We start from the raw sequence: 21515 nt of genomic DNA on the forward strand, positions 1-21515 counted from the left end.
CTCCGCGACCTCTTGACACCGAAGCGCAGGAGCCTAGTGCGCAGGTGGTGACGCACGCCACGCATTTTCCGGGCAAGTGCGTGCCGATGGTCGGGAACGGAACGCATGGTGCGAGAGTCTTCGTCTGGGGGCGCAGAAGCGCACAAGGCCGTACAGGAACATACGCGACCGTATGGGAACATGCGGGGCCGTACGGGACGGTACGACGCGAAACAGGAGTCCGTGCACGACATGAGCGACCAGCCGCAGCCGCGACAGCCCGAGCAGGGCTGGGCACCGAGAGAGCCGGAAGCGGCTGCCGCACCCGAGGCGCCCGGGGCATCCGGGGGCGAGAAGCCCAAGAAGCCGAAGCGGCCCAAGCGCACCGGGTGGCGGCGGATCATCCCGACCTGGCGGATGACGCTCGCCGGGGTCGTCACGCTCGTGGCACTGCTGATCGGCGCGTTCTACCTCGGCTACTCGCTGGTCAAGATCCCGCCCGCCAACGCGCTCGCCACCAAGCAGTCCAACGTGTACCTCTACGCGGACGGCACCCAACTCGCCCGCGACGGCGAGGTCAACCGCGAGAACGTCGGCCTCGACCAGGTCTCCGCCAACGCCCAGCACGCCGTACTGGCCGCCGAGGACCGGGACTTCTTCTCCGAGTCCGCCGTCGACCCCAAGGCGATGGTCCGCGCCGCCTGGAACACCGCCACCGGCAAGGGCACCCAGTCCGGCTCCACGATCACCCAGCAGTACGTCAAGAACTACTACCTGGGCCAGGAACAGACCGTCACCCGAAAGGTGAAGGAGTTCTTCATCTCGATCAAGCTGGACCGCGAGGAGTCCAAGTCCCAGATCCTGGAGGGCTACCTCAACACCAGCTACTTCGGCCGCAACGCCTACGGCATCCAGGCCGCCGCCCAGGCCTACTACGGCAAGGACGCCATCGACCTCGACGCCGGCCGCGGCGCCTACCTCGCCGCGCTGCTGAACGCGCCGAGCGAGTACGACGTCGTGGCGCATCCCGAGAACAAGGCCGCGGCGGTGGCCCGTTGGAACTACGTCCTCGACGGCATGGTCAAGAAGGGCTGGCTCACCGAGGCCGCGCGCACCGGCATGAAGTTCCCGATGCCGAAGGAGGCCACGGCGTCGACGAGCATGTCCGGGCAGCGGGGTTACATCGTCACCGCGATCAAGGACTACCTCGCCACCAACAAGATCATCGACGCGGACACCCTCGAAGCCGGCGGCTACCGCATCACCACCACACTCCAGAAGAGCAAGCAGGACGCCTTCGTGAAGGCCGTCAACGACCAAGTCATGTCCAAACTCGACAAGAAGAGCCGCAAGGTCGACAACTACGTGCGCGCGGGCGGCGCTTCGGTCGACCCAAAGACCGGCAACATCGTCGCCATGTACGGCGGCATCGACTACGTCAAGCAGTACACGAACGGCGCCACCCGCGGCGACTTCCAAGTCGGCTCCACCTTCAAGCCGTTCGTCCTCGCCTCCGCGATCCAGAACGGCTCGCAGACCCAGGACGGCCAGACCATCACCCCCAACACCTACTACGACGGCACCGACAAGCGCCCCGTGGAAGGCTGGAGCGGCGGCTCCTACGCCCCCGAGAACGAGGACGGCGTCTCCTACGGCGACATCACCGTCCGCACCGCCACCGACAAGTCCGTCAACTCGGTGTACGCGCAGATGGCCGTCGACGTGGGCCCGGCCAAGGTCAAGCAGACCGCGATCGACCTCGGCATCCCCGCCGACACCCCCGACCTCACCGCCACCCCGTCCATCGCGCTCGGCCCCTCCACCGCGAGCGTCCTCGACATGGCGGAGGCCTACGCCACCCTCGCCGACCACGGCCGGCGGCACACGTACACGATGATCTCGAAGATCACCAAGGACGGCACGGACCAGATCAAGCTGCCGGACCGCAAGACCACCCAGGCCGTGACCCGCGAGTCCGCCGACACCACGACCAACGTCCTGGAGAGCGTCGTCGACAACGGCACGGCGACCGCGGCCCAGGGCGCCGACCGCCCGGCGGCCGGCAAGACCGGCACGGCCGAGAAGGACACGGCGGCCTGGTTCGCGGGCTACACCCCCGACCTCGCCACCGTCGTCTCCGTCATGGGCCAGAACCCCACCACCGCCGCCCACGAGCCGCTCTACGGCGCGATGGGCCTCCCCCGCGTCAACGGCGGCGGGGCGCCCGCCGAGATCTGGGCCCAGTTCACCAAGTCCGCCCTCAAGGGCACCCCGGCGAACGACTTCGACCTCCAGCTCCAGGACGGCGCCGAGACGGTCGCGCCCCCGAGCATCCAGCCCTCCCGGCCGTCCACGACCGACGGCCAGGGCAACGGCGGCACGACCACCACCGGCGGCCAGGGCGACCAGGGCCAGACCCAGGGCGGCACCACCGACGGAGGAACGACCGACGGCGGCACCACCGGCGGCACGACCACCACCGACGGCGGCACCACGACGACCGGCGGCACCACGGGAACCACCACGGACGGCGGTACCACCACCACCGGCGGCACCACGGGCACGACCACGGACGGCACGACGACCACCGGCGGCACGACGGGGACCACGACCGACGGCACCACCGGCGGCACGACGACCGGAGCGACGACGGCGGGGCCGCAGAGCACCGCACGCAAGAAGGAATGACCGCAGACCGCTGAACGGGGCACGGCGAAGGGGCTGGCGACCACGGTCACCAGCCCCTTCGAAGCTTCGTACTGCAGATACGGGCCTACGCGTACAGGCTTACAGATACAGGCCCGTCGAGTCCTCGGAGCCCTCGAACCGGTCCGCGGCGACCGCGTGCAGGTCGCGCTCCCGCATAAGGACGTACGCGATCCCGCGCACCTCGACCTCGGCACGGTCCTCCGGGTCGTACAGAACCCGGTCGCCGGGCTCGACGGTCCGTACGTTCTGACCCACCGCGACGACATCGGCCCAGGCCAGCCGCCGCCCCACCGCGGCCGTCGCCGGAATCAGGATCCCGCCGCCCGAACGCCGCTCGCCCTCGCTCTTGTCCTGCCGCACGAGCACACGGTCGTGCAGCATCCGGATGGGCAGCTTGTCGTGCTGGGTGCTCTGCTCGTCTCTCTTGGCGCTCACGCCCACGAACCTACCTGCCTCGGACCCGTCGGTACGCCGCCGGGTGCCCTGCGAAATCAGCCCTTACGACCCTTGCCGCGCCGGGACCCGAGGACGAACAGCCCCACGACCCCGACGGCGACGAGAGCGACGGGCACGATCCGCTCCACCCGCGGCGCGCCCTCGTCGTCCACGAACTGCCCCTTGACCTCGCTCACGACCCGGTTGACGCCGACGTACGCCTTCCCAAGGGTGTGATCGACGCTGGACGCGACCTTGGCCTTCGCGTCGCCCACGATGGTCTTCGGGTGCACCCGCACCCCGATCTCGTCGAGCGTGTCGGCCAGGACATCGCGGCGACGCTTGATGTCCGCCTCGATCTGCGCCGGGGTTCTGGTGTCCGGCGTGTTCGACGTGTCCGTCACCGTACGGCCTCCGAAGTCTGCTGGTACTTGTGCCGGACAGTCTGTCAGCTCTCGCGCGGAGTGCACTGTCAGCACCCCCGGTTACGCTAGCGCGATGAGTGAACGACTCCAGCCCGGGGACGTTGCCCCCGCCTTCACGCTCCCCGACGCCGACGGCAACGAGGTGTCCCTCGCCGACCACAAGGGCCGCAAGGTCATCGTCTACTTCTACCCGGCGGCCCTCACGCCCGGCTGCACCAAGCAGGCCTGTGACTTCACGGACAACCTGGAGGTGCTGGCCGGCGCCGGGTACGACGTCATCGGCATCTCCCCCGACAAGCCGGAGAAGCTCGCCAAGTTCCGCGAGAAGGAGAACCTCAAGGTCACCCTCCTCGCGGACCCCGACAAGCAGGTCCTCGACGCCTACGCGGCCTTCGGCGAGAAGAAGAACTACGGCAAGACCTACATGGGCGTGATCCGCTCCACGATCATCGTGGACGAGGCCGGCAAGGTCGAACACGCGCTGTACAACGTCCGCGCGACGGGCCACGTGGCGAAGATCATCAAGGATCTGGGGATCTAGACCTCCGGCACCTCCGCGTACCTGAACGAGATCCACACATCGGGAGGCAGGTCGGCCCGCCCCGGCACCGGCCTGCGCTCCTCGCTCCACTCCCCCGGGGCAAGGTCCTCACCGACCCGCCGCCAGAACGCCACGGCCCCCGGATTGGCGTCCTGGAACGCGATCTCCCAGTGCCCCGGATGCCGCGCGACGACCTCCCGGACGGCCCGCAGTCCGACCCCGCCACGCCGGGCTCCCCGCACCACGAAGAAGCTGTTGAGCACCCGAGTGGGCCCACTGAGCCCCCGCACGAACGCGAACCCGACGGGCCGCTCCCCGCACACGAAGAGATACGGCGCCCAGTCCTCCCCGCCCCCACCGAACGCCGCGTCCACCCGCTCACTGCGGAACGTGCCGTCCGGACGGGGCAGTTGAGGCTCCGCCGCGGTGCCGAACTCGGACAGGTCGTGCCGGAACATCAGCCAGAGGCGCTCGATCGTGGGGCGGTCGGCGGGGGTGGCTGGGCGTATGTCCACGGTCGTGGATGAGGTTCTGGTCATGAAAAAAGCCTCCTGGGAGGACAACAGTCCACACCTGGGGAGGCTTCGGCGATCTGCAGTCTACCAATCCGCTTTTACAGTTCGGGCGTGACTGTCCGACAACCCGCTCGTTACTCCATTCGACACAGCGAACACGCGGTCGGTTTCGGAGGGGAACGTGGCTGCCAGATACACCCGCCAGTTGCTGGAAGAGGCGGCCCGCCGCACAACGCACATCGACGACGCGGTCCGGTGGTGCGGGGGCCTTCCCACGCCTGGCAGCAGGCGTTATCTGCGCCGGAAGATGGCGGAAGCGGATGTCGACATCTCACATTTCGCGACGAACCAGGTTCGGCACACCGAAGAACGGCTCCGGGCGGCCGTGGCCATGTCGACCAGCGTCAACGACGTCGTACGTCACCTCGGAATCAGCCAGGTCGGTGGAAACCAGACCCACATCAGCCGACGCATAGCCGCTCTCGGAATCGACACGAGCCACTTCCTGGCGGTACGGCGAGGGCGCCCCAAAGGTTCGCTCGGGAGCGTTCTCCAGCTCCGCTCCGCAGCGGACGGAAGAGTGCCGGGCAGCCGCCTGCGCCACGCACTGCTCCACACCGGAGTCGAGGAACGCTGCGCCATGTGCAGCACGGGCCCGGAGCGGAACGGTCTGCCACTCAGGTTCGAAGTGGATCACATCAACGGCGACTGGTGGGACAACCGCCCGGCGAACCTCCAGTTGCTGTGCCCCAACTGCCATGCGGTGACGGACACTTACCGGGGTCGCAGGCGGAGGAGCCGAGGATGAGCTCCCCGAAGTACACGCACGACCGCCTCACCCGTACCGCGGCCGCCGCCTCAAGCCTGGTCGACCTGATGCGCAGGCTGAACGTTCCGATGGGCAGCGCGCCACGCAACTACCTGCGCGGCAGGCTTGAGCACTACGGGATCGACACCTCGCACTTCGTCGAGGAGCCGATGCCCGAACGAGAGCGGCGAAGCTACTCGAAGGAGCTCCTGCAGGAGGCCGCGGCCCGTTCGTCCAGCATCCGGGAGATGGTGGAGCACATGGGCCTCGATCCCCGGGACAGCCCGTACGGCCACATTCGCAAGAGACTCGACCAGTTCGAAATCGACACCTCGCACTTCACCAGCGGGCGCAGATACGGCCCGGGAGTCCTGCCCTACGACCGACTCGCACCAGCCGTGGCCTCCTCCCGGAGCTTCGCGGGTGTCCTGAAGCGGCTCGGCATCGTCGACAACGGAGCAGCGCGGGAACGCCTCAAGAGAAGTGCGGCGGCCCACACCCTGTCGACCAGTCATTTCGTCGGTCAGGGGCACCGCCGTGGCGTTCCCGGCCGAGACCGCAAGTCGGCTGCCCAGATTCTGGTACGGCTGGAACCGGGCTCTTCCCGCACCAAGACAGTGCAACTGCGCCGGGCACTCGACGACCTGAATGTCCCACACCTCTGTGAAACCTGCGGTGTCGGGGATGTCTGGCAGGGCAGACGACTCGTCCTGGAGATCGACCACATCAACGGAGACCGGTTGGACAACCGTCGGGAAAACCTGCGGTATCTGTGCCCGTCCTGCCACAGCCAGACGAAGACCTTCTCGAATCGATCTCCACGTATGCCCTCGTAGCCGCGCACAGTAGAGTAAGCAGCGCTGCGGGCCCGTACCCCAGCTGGCTAGAGGGCGCCGGTTTAGGTCCGGTGTGTCGTGGGTTCGAGTCCCACCGGGCCCACTTCCCGAAAGGGCGCGCCACAGGTGGCTGAGCGCGCCCTCGCCGTCTCAGCCCAACAACTCCCGCACCACCGGCACCAACCCCCGAAACGCCTTCCCCCGATGAGAGATCGCGTTCTTCTCCTCCGCCGTGAGCTCCGCGCAGGTCCGCGTGTCCCCCTCCGGCTGGAGGATCGGGTCGTAGCCGAAGCCGTTCGTGCCCGTCGGCGCATGCCTCAGTACGCCCCGCAGCCGGCCCTCGACCACCCGTTCCGTGCCGTCCGGCAACGCAAGCGCCGCCGCGCAGGCGAAGTGGGCGCCCCGGTGTTCGTCGGCGATGTCCGAGAGCTGGGCCAGCAACAGGTCCAGGTTGGCCTTGTCGTCGCCGTGGCGGCCTGACCAGCGGGCGGAGAAGATGCCTGGCGCGCCGTTGAGGACGTCGACGCACAGGCCCGAGTCGTCGGCGACCGCGGGGAGGCCTGTTGCCCGGGCCAGGGCGTGGGCCTTGAGCAGCGCGTTCTCGGCGAAGGTGATGCCCGTTTCCTTGACGTCGGGGATCTCGGGGTACGACTCGGCGCCGATCAGTTCGTGGGGCAGTCCCGCGTCGGCGAGGATCGACCTCAGTTCGGCGATTTTCCCGGCGTTGCGGGTGGCGAGGATCAGGCGTGTCATGGCGTTCAGTATCCCAACGTCCGCCACCCGCCTGCGCGACGTCTACGACGTGCACACCTTCGTCAGTTCGCCCGCCGCGTCCGTCACCGGACTGATGTCGGGGGTGTTGTCGCCGTTCTTGACCGCCGTGCGGACGTTGTCGACGGCCTTGTTCAGGTCGTCCACCGCCTTGTTGACGTCCGCGTTGTCGGTCTTGTCGCCGATCTTGTCGAGGTCCTTCTCGATGGAGTTGAGGGACTGGTCGGTCTGGGTGGGGTCGTTGGCCGCGTTCTCCACCGCCTGTTGAAGGCCGGTGACGCTGTCGGCGATGGTGTCGGCGGTCTGGACGCAGTCGATGGCCTTGTCGACGGCGTCGCAGCCGGTGGCGAGTCCGGCCGTGAGGCCGATCACCGCCACGGTGGTGGCCAGGGCGATGCGGCTACGACTGCGGCGTCGGCTTGCGGCGGCCATGGTTCGGTTTCCTCCCCGTGGGGGTGGGCTGCTGCGGCCACTCCCCGTTTCCGTTCCGTATGCGTAGGGACGCGAGTGCGGGCTGCCGGGTTGACCCCGCAGCCCGCTTCTCTTTGTACGTCCTTTACTGACCCCGGTCCGTCCAGCCTCCTACTTCTCCAGCGCGGCCTCAAGTGCCTTTCGCTGTACGGCGGTCAGCTCGCCGCAGCCGGCGACCGCGAGGTCGAGGAGGGCGTTGAGTTCGTCGCGGGCGAAGGGTTCGGCCTCGGCGGTGCCCTGGACCTCGACGAAGCGGCCGTCGCCGGTGCAGACGACGTTCATGTCGGTCTCGGCGCGGACGTCCTCCTCGTAGCAGAGGTCCAGCAGCGGGACTCCGCCGACGATGCCGACCGAGACGGCCGAGACCGTGCCGGTGAGGGGCTGGCGGCCGGCCTTGATCAGCTTCTTGCCCTGGGCCCAGGTGACGGCGTCCGCGAGCGCGACGTAGGCGCCGGTGATGGCGGCCGTACGGGTGCCACCGTCGGCCTGGAGGACGTCGCAGTCGAGGACGATGGTGTTCTCGCCGAGGGCCTTGTAGTCGATGACGGCGCGCAGTGAGCGGCCGATGAGGCGGCTGATCTCGTGGGTGCGGCCGCCGATCTTGCCGCGGACGGATTCGCGGTCGCCGCGGGTGTTGGTGGCGCGGGGCAGCATGGAGTACTCCGCGGTGACCCAGCCTTCGCCGCTTCCCTTGCGCCAGCGGGGGACGCCTTCGGTGACGGAGGCGGTGCAGAAGACCTTGGTGTCGCCGAAGGAGACGAGGACGGAGCCCTCGGCGTGCTTGCTCCAGCCGCGTTCGATGGTGACGGGGCGGAGCTGTTCGGGGGTGCGGCCGTCGATTCGAGACATGGCGAAGAGCCTAGTGGTAGACGGGGAAGGGGCTCCTCCCGGATCGGGAAGAGCCCCTCAGTACGCGAAGCCGGGGATGATCCCCGCGCTTCACATCAGGTCTTCGATGTCCGCCGCGATCGGGTCCGCGTCGGTGCCGATGACGACCTGGATGGCGGTGCCCATCTTGACGACGCCGTGGGCGCCGGCGGCCTTCAGGGCGGCTTCGTCGACCAAGCTCGGGTCCTTGACCTCGGTGCGCAGGCGGGTGATGCAGCCTTCGACCTCTTCGATGTTGTCGATGCCGCCCAGCCCGGCAACGATCTTCTCAGCCTTGGTGGCCATGGTGTTCTCTCCCTGATCCGAACCGCTTTGTCGCAGTAACCCACAGTTGGCCCAGCTTCGCGAGCGGTCATGTCGTGCGTGCCGAATGATGGTGACGATCACGTCGCCAACTGGTCTACACCACATTACCGAGGGGCGTCCATGAGTGCCGACAGTGCCGCCGCCGGTCCCGGGCGCGTCTCCTGGAGCAAGATGTTCCAGGGGCTGCAGAAGATGGGCCGCAGTCTCCAACTCCCCATCGCCGTACTGCCGGCCGCCGGCATCCTCAACCGGCTCGGGCAGCCGGACGTGTTCGGGGCCGACGGGCTGGGGTGGACCAATGTCTCGAAGGTGATGGCGGGTGCGGGTGGCGCGCTGCTGGACGGGCAGTTGGGGTTGCCGATGCTGTTCTGCGTGGGTGTCGCGATCGGGATGGCGAAGAAGTCGGACGGGTCGACGGCGCTGGCCGGGGTTGTCGGTTTCCTCGTGTACTACAACGTGTTGCGTCAGTTCCCCAAGGACTGCACGGGCGGGACGACCGTGGTGCCCGGGATCGGGTGCCAGGCCGCGGACAACTCGGTCGCGGCGTTCACTTACCAGAATCCCGGGGTGTTCGGCGGGATCGTGCTGGGGCTGCTGACCGCGTTCTTCTGGGCGCGGTACCACCGTACGAAGCTGGTGGACTGGCTGGGCTTCTTCAACGGGCGGCGGCTGGTGCCGATCATCATGTCGTTCGTGGCGATCGCGGTCGCGGCGGTGGCGCTGTGGATCTGGCCGCCGATCGGTACCGCCCTTGAGCACTTCAGCGACTGGCTGAGCGCCCGGGGTGCGCTGGGCGCCGGGGTGTTCGGTCTGGCCAACCGCGCGCTGCTGGTCGTGGGGCTGCATCAGTTCCTGAACGTACCCATCTGGTTCCAGTTCGGCAGCTACACCAAGCCGGACGGGACGGTGGTGCACGGTGACATCAACATGTTCCTGGCGGGCGACCCGAACGCGGGGCAGTTCACCTCGGGCTTCTTCCCGATCATGATGTTCGCGCTGCCGGCGGCGGCGCTCGCGATCGCACACTGCGCGAAGCCGAGTCGTCGCAAGGAGGTGGGCGGGCTGATGCTGTCGGTCGCGCTGACGTCCTTCGTGACCGGTATCACCGAGCCCATCGAGTACTCGTTCCTGTTCATCGCGCCCCTCCTCTACGCCGTCCACGCGGTGTTGACGGGTGTGTCGATGGCGGTGACCTGGGGGCTCGGGGTGCACGACGGGTTCAGCTTCTCGGCGGGGCTGATCGACTACGCGATCAACTGGAATCTGGCGACGAGACCGTGGGCGATCATTCCGATCGGGCTGTGCTTCGCGGCGGTGTATTACGTCGTGTTCCGTTTCGCGATCACGAAGTTCGATCTGAAGACTCCGGGGCGGGAGCCGGAGGAGGAGCAGGAGGACGTCACAAAAGCCTGACGCCGTACGTGAGTTGGGCCCCTGGATCATCGATCCGGGGGCCCTTCGCCGTGCCTGCCCCGTGTACGTCGCGTAGCGATTCGGTCGCAGGTTTTGCGGGTTCCTTTATGCGGACTTCATCTGCTACAACAGGTCTACACCACTGAGTGGTGTAGACCACCACCCGATGGAGGAAGTCTATGTCCACCGCCACCGCGCCAACGGCGGCCCCCGCGAAGAAGTGGGGATCCGGCCTGTTCCAGGGTCTGCAGAAGATCGGCCGCAGCCTTCAGCTCCCGATCGCCGTGCTTCCGGCGGCGGGCATCCTGCTCCGGTTCGGCCAGGCCGACATCCACGACAAGCTGCATCTGCCGGACAAGGTGACGGCGGTCTTCGCCACCGCCGGTGGCGCGATCTTCGACAACCTGCCGCTGCTGTTCTGCATAGGTGTCGCGATCGGCTTCGCGAAGAAGTCCGACGGTTCTACGGCGCTGGCGGCGCTCGTCGGCTTCCTCGTCTACAGCAATGTGCTCAAGGCCTTCCCGGTCACCGACGCCAAGATCCTCAAGGGCGCGGACGTGGCCGCGACCTACAACAACCCCGGTGTCTTCGGCGGCATCGTCATGGGTCTGCTCTCCGCGGTGCTGTGGCAGAAGTTCCACCGGACCAAGCTGGTCGACTGGCTCGGCTTCTTCAACGGCCGCCGCCTGGTGCCGATCATCATGGCCTTCGTCGGCACGCTCATGGGTGTCTTCTTCGGCCTGGTCTGGAAGCCGATCGGTGAGGGCATCTCGAACTTCGGCGAGTGGATCACCGGTCTCGGTGCCTTCGGCGCCGGTCTCTTCGGTCTGATCAACCGCGGGCTCATCCCGGTCGGCATGCACCAGTTCGTCAACTCCGTGGCCTGGTTCCAGATCGGTGACTACAAGGACTCCACCGGTGCGGTCGTCCACGGTGACCTGACCCGCTTCTTCGCGGGTGACCCGTCCGCCGGACAGTTCATGTCGGGCTTCTTCCCCATCATGATGTTCGGCCTGCCGGCCGCCGCGCTCGCCATCGCGCACTCCGCCCGCCCCGAGCGCCGCAAGGCCATCATGGGCATGATGATCTCGCTCGCCCTGACGTCCTTCGTGACCGGTGTGACCGAGCCCATCGAGTTCTCGTTCATGTTCATCGCCCCGGCGCTCTACGCGATCCACGCGGTGCTGACCGCCCTGTCCATGGCGATCACCTGGGCGCTCGGCGTCCACGCGGGCTTCACCTTCTCCGCGGGCTTCATCGACTACGCCCTCAACTGGAACCTCGCCACCAAGCCCTGGCTGATCATCCCGATCGGTCTGGTCTTCGGCGCGATCTACTACTTCGTCTTCCGCTTCGCGATCACCAAGTGGAACCTTCCCACCCCGGGCCGCGAGCCCGAGGAGGAGATCGAGGACCTCACCAAGGCGTGAGGCCATAGCCCGCACAACACCCGATGCCCGCCCCGGAGTTCACTCCGGGGCGGGCATCGTTGTAAGTCACCCGCCCCTCACACCGTGAGCACGATCCTCCCCCGCACCGACCTCGCCTCACTCCTCCGGTGCGCCTCCGCCGCCTCGGTCAGCGGGAGGGTCAGGCCGGCGCGGGCCTGCTTCTTCCCGTCGGCGAGGTCGGCCGGGATCTGCGCCGGCAGCGCGCCGTCCGACTGCGCGCTGCCCCGGCGTACCTCGACACCGCGCTCCGCGTCGGGCTCCGGAACGACCGCGATGACGACGAAGACACCGCCGTCACGCACGGCGTGGATCAGGTCGCCACCGATTCCGGCGGGGTCCACGACGAGGTCGACCCCGCCGGGCACCGCCTTCCGTACCGCGGCGGCGAGTTCACCCGCGTGGCCCGCCCGGCCGAGGACGATGTCGGCGCCGAGGCCCTCGACGTACTTCTCGTCGCCGTTCGACGCTGGAGTGGGAGACCGTCGGCCTCGCGGACTGGTGGCGGATCCAGGCCGTCGACGTCGAGTCGGTGCTGCTGCCGGCGCAGGCCTTCACGCCCGGGACGCGGGAGCGCGGGTTCGGCCGGATCGTGCTCATCACCTCCGACACCGTGTGGCGGCCGCCGCGCCCCGACCTGCGCGGATACATCACCAGCAAGGGGGCGCTCACCGCGTTCGGCCGCACCCTGGCCGCCGCGCCGGGCAAGGACGGAATCGCCGTGACGTCCGTCGCCCCGGGGCTCACCCGCACCCCGGCCACCGCCTACCAGCCGGACGATGCCTTCGACGCGGCCCTGGCCACCCAGGCGCTCCCCCGCCCGCTCGTCCGCGACGACGTCGCCGCGACCGTGGGCTTCCTGGCCGGTGACGCGGCCGAGGAGCTGACCGGCCAGGTCCTGACGGTGGACGGCGGCAGCCTGCTGCGCTGAGCGGAGCAGGCTGCCGAAGGATTCCGTACGGTGCGGACGTCAGATCTCGTACGACGCTCTCGGCGCCGCCAGTTCCACCGGGCCGGCGAAGACCTCGCGGGCGTCGGCCAGGTTGGCCTGGGGGTCGGTCCACGGCGGGATGTGGGTCAGCACCAGCCGCCTGACCCCCGCCCTGGTCGCCGTCTCGCCCGCCTCGCGGCCGTTGAGGTGGAGGTCGGGGATGCTCTCCTTGCCGTGCGTGAACGCGGCCTCGCACAGGAACAGGTCGGTGTCCCGGGCGAGTTCGTCCAGGGACTCGCTGACGCCTGTGTCACCGGAGTAGGTGAGGGACCGGCCGCCGTGCTCGACGCGGATGGCGTAGGCCTCGACGGGGTGGCGGACGCGCTCGGTGTGCACGGTGAAGGGGCCGACGTCGAACGTGGACGGCTTCACCGTGTGGAAGTCGAAGACCTCGCTCATCGAGGAGGCGGTGGGGGTGTCGGCGTAGGCCGTGGTGAGGCGGTGCTCGGTGCCCTCGGGGCCGTAGACCGGGATGGGGTCGCAACGGCCGCCGTCGTGGCGGTAGTAGCGCGCGACGAAGTACGCGCACATGTCGATGCAGTGGTCGGCGTGCAGATGGCTGAGGAAGATCGCGTCGAGGTCGTAGAGACCGCAGTGGCGCTGCAGCTCGCCAAGGGCGCCGTTGCCCATGTCGAGGAGCAGCCGGAAGCCGTCGGCCTCTACGAGGTAGCTCGAACAGGCCGATTCCGCGGACGGGAACGACCCCGAGCAGCCGACGACGGTGAGCTTCATAAAGCAGAAACCTCCGCTGGCGGTAACTTCTGGAGTTGGGGGGACGGGGGTCGTGCGGTCCGTCGAGCGTAAGGCGCAAAAGGGCCGGTCGCTCCTCCGCCAAGGGCTGTTGTGGGGGAACTCACCTGTGGTGTCACCGGTTCGGCTGGAACCGGGGCGTGTGGGGTGTGCGAGAGGCGCGCAGCGGGGATTGCGCGCCGGTAACGTCGTCCCATGGACAGGTTCTGGTGGCTCGTGCTCGCGGCGGTGATGTTGCTGGCGCTGGTCGCCACGCTGGTCGACGGATGGGGGCGGGGGCGGCGGCCCGCACGGAGGGCGCGGGGGGATCGGCCGCAGCCCGCCGAGATCTGGTGGGCCAATGTTCCCTACGAGGATCAGCCGGGCGCGGCCAAGGACCGGCCGTGTCTGGTGCTCGCGGTGCGCGGGCGGACCGCGACGGTCGCGAAGATCACCAGCAAGTACCACGACGAGCGCGGCGGGGTGATCGCGCTGCCCCCGGGGTCGGTCGGGGACGCGCGCGGGCGGGCGAGCTATCTGGAGACCGACGAGTTGCGGTCCGTGCCGGTGGCCGATTTCCGACGCCGGGTCGGGGTCGCGGACCCGGTGCTGTGGGATCAGGTCCGGCATCTGACCCGGTAGGCGCGCACTGCGCAACGGCCCCTGGATCCATGGCAATTGGGGTGGTGCGCGACGGGGTCGTTCCTGGCACCTGCGTGCCCGCCGGACCGCGCGCCCGGCGACGGAACCGTACGACCCGGGCCAGGCCAGGTGCGGACGGCGGTCGCGCTCTGCGGCTTCGCGGTGCTCGACTGCGTCGACGCGAGGATCGAGGACGACTGGGCCCGCGAGACGGTCGTCTGCTGGGGCCCCGGGGAGTGACCGCCCGGGGCGCTCGCGTCAGGCCCAGAGCTGACCCTGAAGGGTCTTGATCGCTTCCTCGGTCGTCGCCGCCGTGTACACGCCGGTCGACAGGTACTTCCAGCCGCCGTCCGCCACGACGAACGCGATGTCCGCCGTCTCCCCCGCCACTACGGCCTTCCTGCCCACGCCGATCGCCGCGTGCAGGGCCGCGCCGGTGGAGACGCCGGCGAAGATGCCCTCCTGCTGGAGGAGTTCGCGGGTGCGGGTGACCGCGTCGGCGGAGCCGACCGAGAAGCGGGTGGTGAGGACGGAGGCGTCGTAGAGCTCGGGGACGAAGCCCTCGTCGAGGTTGCGGAGGCCGTAGACGAGGTCGTCGTAGCGCGGCTCGGCGGCGACGATCTTGACGTCCGGCTTGTGCTCGCGGAGGTAGCGGCCGACGCCCATCAGGGTGCCGGTGGTGCCGAGGCCCGCCACGAAGTGGGTGATGGAGGGGAGGTCGGTGAGGATCTCCGGGCCCGTCGTGGCGTAGTGGGCGCCCGCGTTGTCCGGGTTGCCGTACTGGTAGAGCATGACCCAGTCGGGGTGTTCGGCGGAGAGTTCCTTCGCCACGCGTACGGCCGTGTTGGAGCCGCCCGCCGCCGGGCTCGGGATGATCTCGGCACCCCACATGCCGAGCAGGTCACGGCGTTCCTGCGAGGTGTTCTCGGGCATCACGCAGACCATGCGGTAGCCCTTGAGCTTGGCGGCCATCGCGAGGGAGATGCCGGTGTTGCCGGAGGTCGGTTCCAGGATGGTGCAGCCGGGGGTGAGACGGCCGTCCTTCTCCGCCTGTTCGATCATGTGCAGGGCCGGGCGGTCCTTGACGGAGCCGGTCGGGTTGCGGTCCTCCAGCTTGGCCCAGATGCGGACTTCGGGGGACGGCGAGAGCCGCGGCAGGCGCACCAGAGGGGTGTTGCCCACCGCGGCCAGCGGGGAGTCGTAGCGCATGGAGGATCAGGCCATACCGCCGGCCACGGCCGGCAGGATCGTGACGCTGTCGCCGTCGGTCAGCTTGGTGTTGATGCCGTCGAGGAAGCGGACGTCCTCGTCGTTCAGGTACACGTTGACGAAGCGGCGCAGTTCGCCGCCGTCGACGATGCGGGCCTGGATGCCCGCGTGCCGGGTTTCGAGGTCGGCGAAGAGCGCGGCGAGGTTCTCACCGGCACCCTCGACGGCCTTCTCGCCGCCGGTGTAGGTGCGGAGGATGGTGGGGATGCGGACCTCGATGGCCATGGCAAGGGGCTCCTGTCGGAAGCGGGAGGGGTCTGGTCTCGGTGGGCACATGCCTGACTGCCGCGGCGCACAGCCGTGCGGCGACAGCGCGCTGTCAACAGATGGCGCTGTTCAGCCTGCACAGGTCGACGTGCAGCCGCGCAACGAGCAGCATGCCCGGCGCCTTGTCGCTCACGTCGAGAAGAACCATGGGCTCATCGTATCGATTCCCGGTCCGGACCTCGGTATGTGATCTCACATTTCGGACGAATTTCGGTCGGGGGGTGAGACGGCGCAGCTCAGGCGGACTGCCGGACCACCAGCCGGGTGGGCACGATCGCCGACGGCAGGTCCTGCCCGGGGTCCGGTTCCGTGCGGCTGAAGAGCAGCCGGGCCAGCAGGCGGCCCATCTCGGCGACGTCCTGGTGGACGGTGGTCAGCGGCGGGTCGGTCGACTCGGAGATGGCGGTGAGGTCGTCGAAGCCGACGACGGCCACGTCCCGCGGAACCCGGCGGCCGCGTTCGCGCAGGGTCTGGAGGCCGCCGTCAACACCATCTCCGTCACGGCGAGTGGGCTGTCGCGTACGCGGCCGGTATGCCGCTCAGTACGCCTCTACGACCTTGACGTCCTCCTCCGTGATCTCGCCCTCCACGATGCGGTAGGAGCGGAACTGGAAGGGGCCGGCGTCGTCGGTGTCGGCGGTGGAGACGAGGACGTAGTGGGCGCCGGGCTCGTTGGCGTAGGAGAGGTCGGTGCGGGAGGGGTAGGCCTCGGTCGCGGTGTGGGAGTGGTAGATGATCACCGGCTCCTCGTCGCGGTCGTCCATCTCGCGGTAGAGCTTCAGCAGGTCATGCGAGTCGAACTCGTAGAACGTGGGCGAGCGGGCCGCGTTCAGCATCGGGATGAACCGCTCGGGGCGGTCCGTGCCCGCCGGGCCCGCGACGACTCCGCACGCCTCGTCGGGGTGGTCCGCGCGCGCGTGGGTGACGATCTGGTCGAAGAGGGCCTGGGTGATGGTCAGGGTCGACATGGTCGTCAGGATAAGCAGAAGGGCCGCCGCGTACCGAGTGGTGGTACGCGGCGGCCCAAATGCCGGGATCGGGCGGGTCAGCCGACCTTCTCGAACTCCGGCTCGCGGCGCTCGGTGACCTGCGGGTCGCGGACCTTGAGGGCGATCCAGCCGCCGATCAGGGCGAGGGTCCAGCCCGCCATGACGTAGAGGCAGACGCGGGAGTCGGGGTCGTAGGCGATGAGGCCGGTGACGAAGAGGAGGAAGGCGATGGCCACGTACGAGAACTTCGCGCCGCCCGGGGCCGGGAAGGGCGAGGCCGGGAGGCGGCCGGCGGTGACCGCGCGGCGGTAGAGGACGTGGCTGATCAGGATCATCAGCCAGGTCCAGATGCCGGCGGCGGTGGCGACCGAGGTGACGTAGCCGAAGGCCTTCTCCGGGACGACGTAGTTGAGGACCACGCCGATGGCCATGAAGGCGACGGAGACGGTGATGCCGAGGGCCGGGGTCTTGGAGGCGGAGAGCCTGCCGAAGGCCTTGGGGGCCTCGCCGTTGTCCGCGAGGGTGCGGAGCATGCGGCCCGTCGAGTACATGCCGGAGTTGCAGGAGGACAGGGCGGCGGTGAGGACGACGAAGTTGACGATGCCCGCGCCCGCCGGGATGCCGATCTTCGCGAAGGCCTCGACGAACGGGCTGACGCCCGGGGCGAATTCGGTCCACTTCACGACGCAGAGGATGACGGTGAGGGCGCCGACGTAGAAGAGGGCGATGCGCCACGGGAGGGTGTTGATCGCCTTGGGGAGGGTCTTCTCCGGGTTCTCGGACTCGCCTGCGGTGACGCCGACCAGCTCGACGGCGAGGTAGGCGAACATCACGCCCTGGAGGGTCATCAGGGAGGAGCCGATGCCCTTGGGGAAGAGGCCGTCGAACTGCCAGAGGTTGGCGACGGAGGCGGTGTCGCCGGCGCTGCTGAAGCCGAAGGTGAGCACGCCGAGGCCGATCACGATCATGCCGATGAGCGCGGTGACCTTGACCATCGAGAACCAGAACTCGATCTCGCCGAAGAGCTTCACCGAGATCAGGTTGGCGACGAAGAGGATCACCAGGAAGGCGAGCGCGGTCACCCACTGGGAGACGGACGGGAACCAGTAGTTGACGTAGATGGCGGCGGCCGTGAGTTCGGCCATGCCGGTGACCACCCACATCAGCCAGTACGTCCAGGCGGTGAAGTAGCCGAAGAACGGGCCGAGGAACTCGCGGGAGTACTCCGCGAAGGAGCCCGACACCGGGCGGTACAGGAGCAGTTCGCCCAGGGCCCGCATGATGAAGAAGATGATCACGCCGGCCAGGGCGTACATGAAGATGAGGCTGGGTCCGGCCTTGGCGATGTTCGCCCCGGCTCCCAGGAACAGCCCGACGCCGACGGCGCCGCCGATCGCGATCATCTGGACCTGACGGCTGCCGAGCCCGCGCTCGTACCCCTCCTCGGGGGCCTTGTCCGTCTCGACCTGAGCGGAGGTCATGTGTGGTGCGCCTTTCTCCGAATCCCCCCATGGACTGGAGCTGCCCGGCCGAGGTCCGTCGGCCGCATGGCGAACCCGGCCGGACATGGGTGGCGTCCGCCGGGCGGTCGTGAAGATCTATCACGGTCGCAAGCGTGATCGACGGGGACTTTTGTGGCGCACACCACAGGAAGAAGCGGACAAAAATGAGCGACGGCCGGCATTCCCGGCCGTCGCGGTGACGCGATCGTTATCCGGATTTGAGCGTCCGCTGAGCGAACGGGACGGGCGCTTCGCTGGGAGTGGGGGGTGGGGGTTGTCGGTCCGCCGCGGCGCCGTTGCGGCTGGTCGCGCCCGCGCGGCGGAGCCGCGTATCGATGCCGTCCAGCGCCCCTGTCGGGGCGCTGTAGCCGGTCAGCGGAGCAGTGTCGTGACCAAGGTCTCCTGGAGGCCGCCCAGCCAGAGGTAGGCCATCACCATCGGCTTGCGGGGGTCCTCGTCCGGGAGGCGGTAGAGGTCGTCGGTGTCGTCCTCGTCGGTGATGTCGAGGCGTGAACCGATCGCCAGGCGCAGGTCGTTGAGGGAGCCGAGCCACTGGCGGGACTCCTCGGCGGTCAGCTTGAGGACCGCGCCGCCGTCGCCGCCGGGGGTGAGCGCGTCGAGGGTGCGGATCACCGCGAGGGCGTTCTCGCGCTTGCCGGCGCGGAGGTCGTTCTCGGTGAAGCGGCGGAACTCGGCGGAGTGCGCGAGCTTCTCCTCGGCGTCCTGCGGGGAGTCCGGGGCCTGCTCCGGGTCCGTGTAGGCGTCCGGGAACAGGCGCCTGAGCACCGGGTCGGAGGGCGGTTCGCTCGGGCCCTCGGCGAAGAGTTCCGCGAGGGGGTCGTCGGGGGCGTCCTCGCCCGGGCCCGGGCCGATCAGCTCAAGGAGCTGGACGGCCAGTGACCGGATGATGGAGATCTCGACGTCGTCGAGGGCGACGGCGGCACCGCCGCCGCGCAGCGGTTCGAAGTGTCCTGGCATCGGGCTGAGTCGCTACTTCCGGTCCTGCTGGAGGGTGGCCCACAGACCGTAGCCGTGCATGGCCTGCACGTCGCGTTCCATCTCCTCGCGGCTGCCGCTGGAGACGACCGCGCGGCCCTTGTGGTGGACGTCCATCATGAGTTTGGTGGCCTTGTCCTTGGAGTAGCCGAAGTACGTCTGGAAGACGTACGTCACATAGCTCATGAGGTTGACCGGGTCGTTGTGCACGATCGTGACCCAGGGGACGTCGGGCTCGGGTACGGCGAAGACCTCCTCCGCCGACTCGGTGCGTTCGATCTCCAGGGGTGCGGGTGACGTCACAGCGCCCATGCTGCCACCAGAAGGGGGTGCCCGCACAAATGGACCCCACAAATCGTCAGAGTGACGAGATGGGAGTACGATCCATCGTCATGCGGCACACACCGGGGGACAACCCCCGGACCCCCGGCGGACCTCGGGGGACCCGGAACATCACGACCAGGAGAGTTCAGTGGACGTAGCGGACCTTGGGCTGCCGGTGGACGTTCCCTCGACGGCGCTCTTCACCGACCACTACGAGCTGACGATGCTGCAGGCCGCCCTCAAGGCGGGTACGGCCGACCGGCGTTCGGTCTTCGAGTGCTTCACCCGGAGGCTGCCCGAGGGCCGCCGCTACGGCGTCGTCGCGGGCACCGGGCGCGTCCTGGACGCGGTGGAGAACTTCCGCTTCGACGCGGACGTCCTCGGCTTCCTGCGCGAGCGGAACGTCGTCAACGAGGAGACCCTGGAGTGGCTCGCCGCCTACCGCTTCAGCGGTGACGTCTGGGGCTACCCGGAGGGCGAGGTGTACTTCCCGGGCTCGCCGATCCTGCGGGTCGAGGGCTCCTTCGCCGAGTGCGTGCTGCTGGAGACCGTGATCCTCTCCATCCTCAACCACGACTCCGCGATCGCGGCCGCCGCCTCCCGCATGGCCTCCGCCGCCGGGGACCGCCCGCTGATCGAGATGGGCGCCCGCCGCACCCACGAACTCGCCGCCGTCGCCGCCTCGCGCGCCGCCTATGTCGGCGGTTTCGCCACCACCTCCGACCTCGCGGCCGGCTTCCGCTACGGCATCCCCACCGTCGGCACCTCCGCGCACGCCTTCACCCTGCTCCACGACAACGAACGCGACGCGTTCCAGGCCCAGGTGGACTCGCTCGGCCGCAACACGACCCTGCTCGTCGACACCTACGACGTCACCGAGGCCGTCCGTACGGCGGTCGAGGTCGCCGGGCCCGAGCTGGGCGCCGTCCGCATCGACTCCGGCGACCTGCTGCTCGTCGCGCACCGGGTGCGCCAGCAGCTGGACGAGCTGGGCGCCGTCAACACGAAGATCATCGTGACCTCCGACCTGGACGAGTACGCGATCGCCTCGCTGGCCGCGGCGCCCGTGGACGCGTACGGCGTCGGCACCCAGCTGGTGACCGGCTCCGGGCACCCGACCTGCTCCATGGTCTACAAGCTGGTCGCCCGCGCCGAGTCCGCCGACCCGAAGGCGCCGCTGGTGCCGGTCGCGAAGAAGTCCAGCGGCGGCAAGACGTCCATCGGCGGGCGCAAGTGGGCCGCGCGGCGGCTGGACGCCGACGGGATCGCGGAGGCCGAGGTGATCGGCACCGGGCCGGTCCCCGCCGGACTGGCCGACCGGCAGCTGCTCGTCGAGCTGGTCAAGGGCGGCGAGGTCGTGGCCCGCGAACCGCTGGACGTCGTACGGGACCGGCATGCCGTCGCGCGGGGCAACCTGCCGTTGTCGGCGACCCAGTTGTCGCGCGGGGAGGCCGTCATTCCTACGGAGTACGTCCAGCTGCGCTCGGGTAGTTAAGACCCGCCACTTACGTCTCGCGAGTTAAGACCAGTACGAAAATCAGGAGTGCGCCCTCCCGCGGTGGCGCCGAAGTCCCTAGGCTCGAATCTCACTCTCCGCGAAGGACACCACCATGCGCCGCGCCTTGATCGTCGTTGACGTGCAGAACGACTTCTGCGAGGGAGGCAGTCTCGCGGTGGCCGGTGGTGCCGACGTGGCCGCCGCCGTGACCGAGCTGATCGGGCAGGCGCCCGCCGGCTACCGGCATGTCGTGGCCACCCGCGACCACCACATCGCGCCCGGCGGGCACTTCGCCGACAACCCCGACTACGCCCACTCCTGGCCCGCGCACTGCGTCGCGGGCACGGAGGGGGTCGGGTTCCACCCGAACTTCGCGCCCGCGGTCGCCTCGGGCGCGATCGACGCCGTCTTCGACAAGGGGGCGTACGCGGCCGCTTACAGCGGGTTCGAGGGGCAGGACGAGAACGGGGTCGGGCTCGGGGACTGGTTGCGGGCTCGGGAGATCGACGAGGTGGATGTTGTCGGGATCGCCACGGACCACTGCGTGAAGGCGACCGCGTTGGACGCGGTGCGGGAGGGGTTTCGTACGCAGGTCCTGCTTGATCTGACGGCTGGGGTGGCCAAGGAGACCACCGACCGGGCGTTGGAGGAACTGCGGGCGGCCGGGGTTGAGTTGACCGGGAAACCGGTCGTCTGAGTAGTTCTTTGGCCGCGGGTCGGTGGGGGCTGGTCGCGCCCACGCGGCGGAGCCGCAAATCGATTC

The 21515-nt window shown here is 68.9% G+C and carries 26 protein-coding genes, 1 tRNA gene and 1 pseudogene; 11 read left to right on the top strand and 17 right to left on the bottom strand.

Annotated elements, in window-relative coordinates:
- Positions 1-231: 231 nt before the first annotated feature.
- Positions 232-2667 (top strand): transglycosylase domain-containing protein, encoded by a 2436-nt coding sequence (locus tag ACWDEW_RS11115; protein ID WP_450511717.1) that lies wholly within the window; start codon positions 232-234, stop codon positions 2665-2667.
- A gap of 99 nt (positions 2668-2766) precedes the next feature.
- On the opposite strand, the gene ACWDEW_RS11120 is transcribed toward ACWDEW_RS11115, so the two are convergent.
- Together ACWDEW_RS11120 and ACWDEW_RS11125 are read right to left on the bottom strand one after the other, a co-directional pair.
- Positions 2767-3123: a GroES family chaperonin gene (locus tag ACWDEW_RS11120; RefSeq protein ID WP_026178110.1), complete on the bottom strand. Its 357-nt coding sequence runs from the start codon at positions 3121-3123 to the stop codon at positions 2767-2769.
- Between the two features lie 56 nt (positions 3124-3179).
- On the bottom strand, positions 3180-3527 hold the full coding sequence (locus tag ACWDEW_RS11125; RefSeq protein WP_450511720.1) for a DUF3618 domain-containing protein: 348 nt from the start codon (positions 3525-3527) through the stop codon (positions 3180-3182).
- 94 nt (positions 3528-3621) lie between these two features.
- On the opposite strand from ACWDEW_RS11125, the gene bcp reads away from it, so the two are divergent.
- On the top strand, positions 3622-4089 hold the full coding sequence (gene bcp, locus ACWDEW_RS11130; protein WP_388114469.1) for a thioredoxin-dependent thiol peroxidase: 468 nt from the start codon (positions 3622-3624) through the stop codon (positions 4087-4089).
- On the opposite strand, the gene ACWDEW_RS11135 is transcribed toward bcp, so the two are convergent.
- Entirely contained in the window at positions 4086-4628 is a 543-nt protein-coding gene (locus tag ACWDEW_RS11135; protein ID WP_450511722.1) for a GNAT family N-acetyltransferase, read from the bottom strand. The two genes, bcp and ACWDEW_RS11135, sit on opposite strands and share 4 nt — an antisense overlap.
- Before the next feature lie 157 nt (positions 4629-4785).
- Here ACWDEW_RS11135 and ACWDEW_RS11140 point away from each other — a divergent pair, with 157 nt between their 5' ends.
- From ACWDEW_RS11140 to ACWDEW_RS11150, 3 genes are all read left to right on the top strand, one after another.
- Positions 4786-5412 carry an HNH endonuclease signature motif containing protein gene (locus tag ACWDEW_RS11140; RefSeq protein WP_450511724.1) on the top strand — a complete coding sequence of 209 codons (627 nt, stop codon included), beginning with the start codon at positions 4786-4788 and terminating at the stop codon, positions 5410-5412.
- A complete protein-coding gene (locus ACWDEW_RS11145; protein ID WP_450511726.1) occupies positions 5409-6248 on the top strand; it encodes an HNH endonuclease signature motif containing protein in 840 nt (279 codons plus the stop codon). The genes ACWDEW_RS11140 and ACWDEW_RS11145 overlap by 4 nt, the downstream gene beginning before the upstream one ends.
- A gap of 28 nt (positions 6249-6276) precedes the next feature.
- Positions 6277-6351, top strand: a tRNA-Leu gene (locus tag ACWDEW_RS11150).
- Positions 6352-6398: 47 nt separating this feature from the next.
- Here ACWDEW_RS11150 and rdgB read toward each other — a convergent pair.
- From rdgB to ACWDEW_RS11170, 4 genes are all read right to left on the bottom strand, one after another.
- Entirely contained in the window at positions 6399-7001 is a 603-nt protein-coding gene (rdgB, locus tag ACWDEW_RS11155; RefSeq protein ID WP_450511728.1) for an RdgB/HAM1 family non-canonical purine NTP pyrophosphatase, read from the bottom strand.
- Between the two features lie 42 nt (positions 7002-7043).
- Positions 7044-7451: a hypothetical protein gene (locus ACWDEW_RS11160; RefSeq protein WP_450511730.1), complete on the bottom strand. Its 408-nt coding sequence runs from the start codon at positions 7449-7451 to the stop codon at positions 7044-7046.
- Positions 7452-7601: 150 nt separating this feature from the next.
- Positions 7602-8339: a ribonuclease PH gene (gene rph / locus ACWDEW_RS11165; RefSeq protein WP_019065907.1), complete on the bottom strand. Its 738-nt coding sequence runs from the start codon at positions 8337-8339 to the stop codon at positions 7602-7604.
- Positions 8340-8429: 90 nt separating this feature from the next.
- The gene (locus ACWDEW_RS11170; RefSeq protein ID WP_281176105.1) at positions 8430-8789 is read right to left on the bottom strand and encodes a PTS glucose/sucrose transporter subunit IIB; all 360 of its coding nucleotides are present in this window, start codon (positions 8787-8789) and stop codon (positions 8430-8432) included.
- Positions 8790-8804: 15 nt separating this feature from the next.
- On the opposite strand from ACWDEW_RS11170, the gene ACWDEW_RS11175 reads away from it, so the two are divergent.
- Positions 8805-10097: a PTS transporter subunit EIIC gene (locus ACWDEW_RS11175; protein ID WP_450511733.1), complete on the top strand. Its 1293-nt coding sequence runs from the start codon at positions 8805-8807 to the stop codon at positions 10095-10097.
- A 179-nt stretch (positions 10098-10276) separates the two neighbouring features.
- On the top strand, positions 10277-11527 hold the full coding sequence (locus tag ACWDEW_RS11180) for a PTS transporter subunit EIIC (protein WP_431250716.1): 1251 nt from the start codon (positions 10277-10279) through the stop codon (positions 11525-11527).
- A gap of 77 nt (positions 11528-11604) precedes the next feature.
- Here the strand turns inward: ACWDEW_RS11180 and ACWDEW_RS11185 are convergent, their stop codons facing one another.
- Positions 11605-11970 (bottom strand): zinc-binding dehydrogenase, encoded by a 366-nt coding sequence (locus ACWDEW_RS11185; protein ID WP_450511931.1) that lies wholly within the window; start codon positions 11968-11970, stop codon positions 11605-11607.
- A gap of 44 nt (positions 11971-12014) precedes the next feature.
- Here ACWDEW_RS11185 and ACWDEW_RS11190 point away from each other — a divergent pair, with 44 nt between their 5' ends.
- Complete coding sequence (locus ACWDEW_RS11190) at positions 12015-12476, top strand: SDR family NAD(P)-dependent oxidoreductase (RefSeq protein ID WP_450511933.1); 462 nt, start codon at positions 12015-12017, stop codon at positions 12474-12476.
- Positions 12477-12515: 39 nt separating this feature from the next.
- Here the strand turns inward: ACWDEW_RS11190 and ACWDEW_RS11195 are convergent, their stop codons facing one another.
- Positions 12516-13268 carry an MBL fold metallo-hydrolase gene (locus ACWDEW_RS11195; protein WP_450511735.1) on the bottom strand — a complete coding sequence of 251 codons (753 nt, stop codon included), beginning with the start codon at positions 13266-13268 and terminating at the stop codon, positions 12516-12518.
- Between the two features lie 213 nt (positions 13269-13481).
- On the opposite strand from ACWDEW_RS11195, the gene ACWDEW_RS11200 reads away from it, so the two are divergent.
- On the top strand, positions 13482-13907 hold the full coding sequence (locus tag ACWDEW_RS11200) for a type II toxin-antitoxin system PemK/MazF family toxin (protein ID WP_450511737.1): 426 nt from the start codon (positions 13482-13484) through the stop codon (positions 13905-13907).
- Positions 13908-14165: 258 nt separating this feature from the next.
- Here the strand turns inward: ACWDEW_RS11200 and ACWDEW_RS11205 are convergent, their stop codons facing one another.
- From ACWDEW_RS11205 to clpS, 8 genes and pseudogenes are all read right to left on the bottom strand, one after another.
- Positions 14166-15116 carry a PLP-dependent cysteine synthase family protein gene (locus ACWDEW_RS11205; protein WP_450511738.1) on the bottom strand — a complete coding sequence of 317 codons (951 nt, stop codon included), beginning with the start codon at positions 15114-15116 and terminating at the stop codon, positions 14166-14168.
- 6 nt (positions 15117-15122) lie between these two features.
- Entirely contained in the window at positions 15123-15401 is a 279-nt protein-coding gene (locus tag ACWDEW_RS11210; RefSeq protein ID WP_019065920.1) for a MoaD/ThiS family protein, read from the bottom strand.
- Positions 15402-15495: 94 nt separating this feature from the next.
- The gene (locus tag ACWDEW_RS11215; protein WP_317774922.1) at positions 15496-15591 is read right to left on the bottom strand and encodes a putative leader peptide; all 96 of its coding nucleotides are present in this window, start codon (positions 15589-15591) and stop codon (positions 15496-15498) included.
- An 88-nt stretch (positions 15592-15679) separates the two neighbouring features.
- Positions 15680-15925 (bottom strand): annotated as a pseudogene (locus ACWDEW_RS11220) (substrate-binding domain-containing protein); the annotation flags it as partial.
- 57 nt (positions 15926-15982) lie between these two features.
- On the bottom strand, positions 15983-16411 hold the full coding sequence (locus ACWDEW_RS11225; RefSeq protein ID WP_450511741.1) for a Mov34/MPN/PAD-1 family protein: 429 nt from the start codon (positions 16409-16411) through the stop codon (positions 15983-15985).
- Positions 16412-16488: 77 nt separating this feature from the next.
- Positions 16489-17913 (bottom strand): amino acid permease, encoded by a 1425-nt coding sequence (locus ACWDEW_RS11230; protein WP_450511743.1) that lies wholly within the window; start codon positions 17911-17913, stop codon positions 16489-16491.
- Between the two features lie 393 nt (positions 17914-18306).
- Entirely contained in the window at positions 18307-18912 is a 606-nt protein-coding gene (locus tag ACWDEW_RS11235) for a DUF2017 domain-containing protein (RefSeq protein WP_450511745.1), read from the bottom strand.
- A gap of 12 nt (positions 18913-18924) precedes the next feature.
- Positions 18925-19242 carry an ATP-dependent Clp protease adapter ClpS gene (clpS, locus tag ACWDEW_RS11240; protein WP_043679478.1) on the bottom strand — a complete coding sequence of 106 codons (318 nt, stop codon included), beginning with the start codon at positions 19240-19242 and terminating at the stop codon, positions 18925-18927.
- A gap of 160 nt (positions 19243-19402) precedes the next feature.
- Between clpS and ACWDEW_RS11245 the strand changes: the two genes are divergently transcribed.
- Positions 19403-20749: a nicotinate phosphoribosyltransferase gene (locus ACWDEW_RS11245; RefSeq protein WP_450511747.1), complete on the top strand. Its 1347-nt coding sequence runs from the start codon at positions 19403-19405 to the stop codon at positions 20747-20749.
- A gap of 115 nt (positions 20750-20864) precedes the next feature.
- Positions 20865-21449, top strand: a complete 585-nt coding sequence (locus ACWDEW_RS11250) for an isochorismatase family protein (RefSeq protein WP_450511749.1) — start codon at positions 20865-20867, stop codon at positions 21447-21449.
- Positions 21450-21515: the final 66 nt, after the last annotated feature.

This window comes from Streptomyces sp. NPDC001100 (genome assembly GCF_053598575.1).